Below are 2,853 nucleotides of genomic sequence, written 5' to 3' on the forward strand. Positions count from 1 at the left end.
CAGCCGGGACGCGAGAGTGGCGGTCTCGTCCTCGGTCAAGGTGAGGGTGGCGGCCTTGTCGAGGAGCTTCTTGAGGGTGATCGCCTTGTCCCGGTTCAGCGGCGGGTCGACGAAGTCGTGCTCGGTGACTCCGACCGCATCGACGATCACAAACCTCGTCTTCGCCGAGGCGTCGGGTGTGACGGACTGGAAGTCGGCCGGGGTGATGGTGCGGGCGCCGCGGCCCTTCATCTGCTCGAAGTACTGTGCGGAGCGGACGTCGCGCATGAAGAAGACGCACTCGAGTGGTTTGACGTCGGTGCCGGTGGCGATCATGTCCACGGTGACCGCGATCCGCAGTGACGGTGAGGTGCGGAAGGCCTGGAGCTGGCCCTTGGGGTCGCGCGCGGCATACGTGATCTTGGCGGCGAAGTCGTTGCCCTTGCCGAAGACCTCACGCACGGTGGTGACGATCTCCTCGGCGTGGGCGTCGTCCTTGGCGAAGATCAGCGTCTTGGGGACGGTGGAGCGACCGGGAAAGATCTCGGTGAAGAGCTTGTCGCGGAAGGTCTCCAGGACGAGGCGGATCTGCGACTTGGCGGTGACGGCCCGGTCGAGCTGCTTGTGGGTGTACTCGAAGTCCTCCTCGATCGCCTCGAGTCGCTGCTGACGGGTGCGACGGTCGACCTTGGGGACGATCGTGCCGGCCTCGATCGCGCCACCCTGCTCGCTGATCTGCGTGCGGATCCGGTAGAGGTCGAAGTCGACGTTGACCCGGTCGGCGACGGACTGGGGGTAGGTGTACTCGGAGACGAGGTTCTGTCGGAAGAAGGCGAAGGTCTGCTTGCCCGGGGTCGCGGTCAGGCCGACCACGTGAGCGTCGAAGTACTCCAGCACGCCGCGCCAGACGCCGTAGATGGAGCGGTGGGCCTCGTCGACGATGACCAGGTCGAACGCTTCGGGCGGCATCTCGGGTGAGTACGTGACGGTGACCGGGGCATCGGGGACGAAGTCGTCGAGGTTCGGGTCGTCACCCTCGGTGACCTCCTGGCCGCGCAGCACCGAGTAGACCCGCTGGATGGTGGAGACGATGACGTGGGAAGAGCCGAGCATCCCGGCGCTGGTCAGCTTGTCGACGTTGTAGAGCTCGGTGAACCGGCGTCCGTCGTCGGGGGTGCGGTAGTTCTGGAACTCGGCGATCGTCTGCTCGGCCAGGTTGTTGCGGTCGACGAGGAAGAGAATCCGCCGGAATCCGCCGAACTTCAGCAGCCGGTATGCCGCGGTGACGGCCGTGTATGTCTTGCCGGCTCCGGTGGCCATCTGGACGAGGGACCGGTCGTGATGCTGCTTGGCCAGGCTCTGCTCGATGCCTTGGATCGCCGTGATCTGGGCCGGACGGAGTGGCGCCTCGTCGAGCGGCGGGAGATCCTGGACCTTGGCTCGCCACGTCGGCCTGTCAGGGTCGGCCTCGGCATCGCGGATCTGCTTGGCCAGGGTCGATGGGGTCGGGAAGTTGAAGATCCGGCGAGCCCTCGGATGAGGGTCATAGCCGTTGGTGAAGTGGGTCTCGGAGCCGCTGGCCTCGAAGACGAAGGGCAACCGGCCGTCAACGGTGATCGACTTCAGCTCCGCCTCCGCCGGCAAACCGTTGGCGTAGACGGCGGACTGCCACTCGACGCCGCTGAGGGTCGTGCCTTCTGGTTTGGCCTCGATCACACCGACGACCTTGCGGTCGACGTAGAGGAGGTAGTCGACGCGTCCGTGCCCGGCCTTCATGACGACCTCGCGGCAGGCGACACCTTGGTGAGCGATCAGGTTTAGCGACTTCTTGTCCTGCACCGACCACCCGGCATCAGCGAGCTGGCGGTCGATCAGGACGCGCGCACGCTGCTCCGCCGCCAGCTGGGGGTCGCCATTACCGGTATTCACTACTCGCAACCCTAAGGGTGGTGCAGCGTCCCCGTCCGGGAGAGCCACCTACTTGCGCCACAGCCCCTCGTCTGTGTCCCGCTCTCGGTCGAAAGCGTCGATGACCGTCCGGCCAGCCAGGTCCAGTTCGTTGTAGGCATGGAGGTAGAAGCGTTCGTCCATGTCCGAAGGCCGGACGTCGTCGAAGGCTCGGAGGAGAGAGCGCAGTTCATCGATGGCGGCCGCCAACTCGGGGATGTCGTCACGCTCGCCCATGTCGTCGCCGCTTGTCATGTACCCAGCGTGCCGCACTCGCTGGCCTTGTCAGTGGCATCTGAGTGAATGGGGACATGGATGAGACCTGGACTAGCAGAGACCTGCCCGTGCTCACCGCGATCGTGGAGGTGTTCGAGCGCACGGGACGAGTCATGCGCCCGACCGAGATCGTGGAGCAATCCGGTCTGGAAGCTGACCAGGTCGAGGCCGCGCTGCGGGCACTCGAAGGCGAAGAGCCGCCCTTCATCACCAAGTTGGAGCGACGAGCCTCCGGTGGGATCAGCCTCGTTGGCAAGCCCACAGGCCACGCACGGAGGGCAGTCGGCGCGTGGCCAACACCCGAAAGCATCGCCGATCGCCTCGTCAGCGCACTCGACGAGGCAGCGGACCGTGAGCCGGACCCAGAGCGGAAGGGCTGGTTGCGCAAGACCGCTGCATACCTTGGCAACGCGGGCCGGGATCTCGCGATCGAGATCGGAGCGACCGCAATCAACCGCCAGATGGGGATGTGACCGGGGAAGTCGTCTCAAACTCCGCGGCTGGTGTCTCAAAGTCCACCGCTGGAGCGGCGATCTGTCTCACGCCGTCTCATACTCCCGGGTAAATCTCAAAATCGCTCGCCGTTGACAAGCGTTCATTGGAACCAGACAATTGTCGGCGTCCACCGGCTCTCCCAGGTGTCCGCCGCTG

The 2,853-nt window shown here is 65.4% G+C and carries 3 protein-coding genes; 1 reads left to right on the top strand and 2 read right to left on the bottom strand.

Going from position 1 to position 2,853, the window contains the following annotated elements; translation table 11 throughout:
* Both BN13_RS17285 and BN13_RS17290 read right to left on the bottom strand, forming a co-directional pair.
* The coding region (locus BN13_RS17285; RefSeq protein WP_048548451.1) for a type I restriction endonuclease subunit R at positions 1 to 1,908 on the bottom strand (1,908 nt) is incomplete at its 3' end.
* 48 nt (positions 1,909 to 1,956) lie between these two features.
* Positions 1,957 to 2,181, bottom strand: coding sequence for a hypothetical protein (locus BN13_RS17290; RefSeq protein ID WP_048548453.1), 225 nt, complete (start codon positions 2,179 to 2,181; stop codon positions 1,957 to 1,959).
* A 56-nt stretch (positions 2,182 to 2,237) separates the two neighbouring features.
* Here BN13_RS17290 and BN13_RS17295 point away from each other — a divergent pair, with 56 nt between their 5' ends.
* Positions 2,238 to 2,675, top strand: a complete 438-nt coding sequence (locus BN13_RS17295; protein ID WP_157038660.1) for a hypothetical protein — start codon at positions 2,238 to 2,240, stop codon at positions 2,673 to 2,675.
* Positions 2,676 to 2,853: the final 178 nt, after the last annotated feature.

It is taken from the genome of Nostocoides jenkinsii Ben 74 (assembly GCF_001046875.1).
Lineage (GTDB): Bacteria > Actinomycetota > Actinomycetes > Actinomycetales > Dermatophilaceae > Nostocoides_A > Nostocoides_A jenkinsii.

What these genes read in the sequence shown, in the direction of transcription:
- BN13_RS17290 (WP_048548453.1), bottom strand. Translation starts at nt 2,181, where the DNA reads ATGACAAGCGGCGACGACATGGGCGAGCGTGACGACATCCCCGAGTTG.
- BN13_RS17295 (WP_157038660.1), top strand. Translation starts at nt 2,238, where the DNA reads ATGGATGAGACCTGGACTAGCAGAGACCTGCCCGTGCTCACCGCGATC.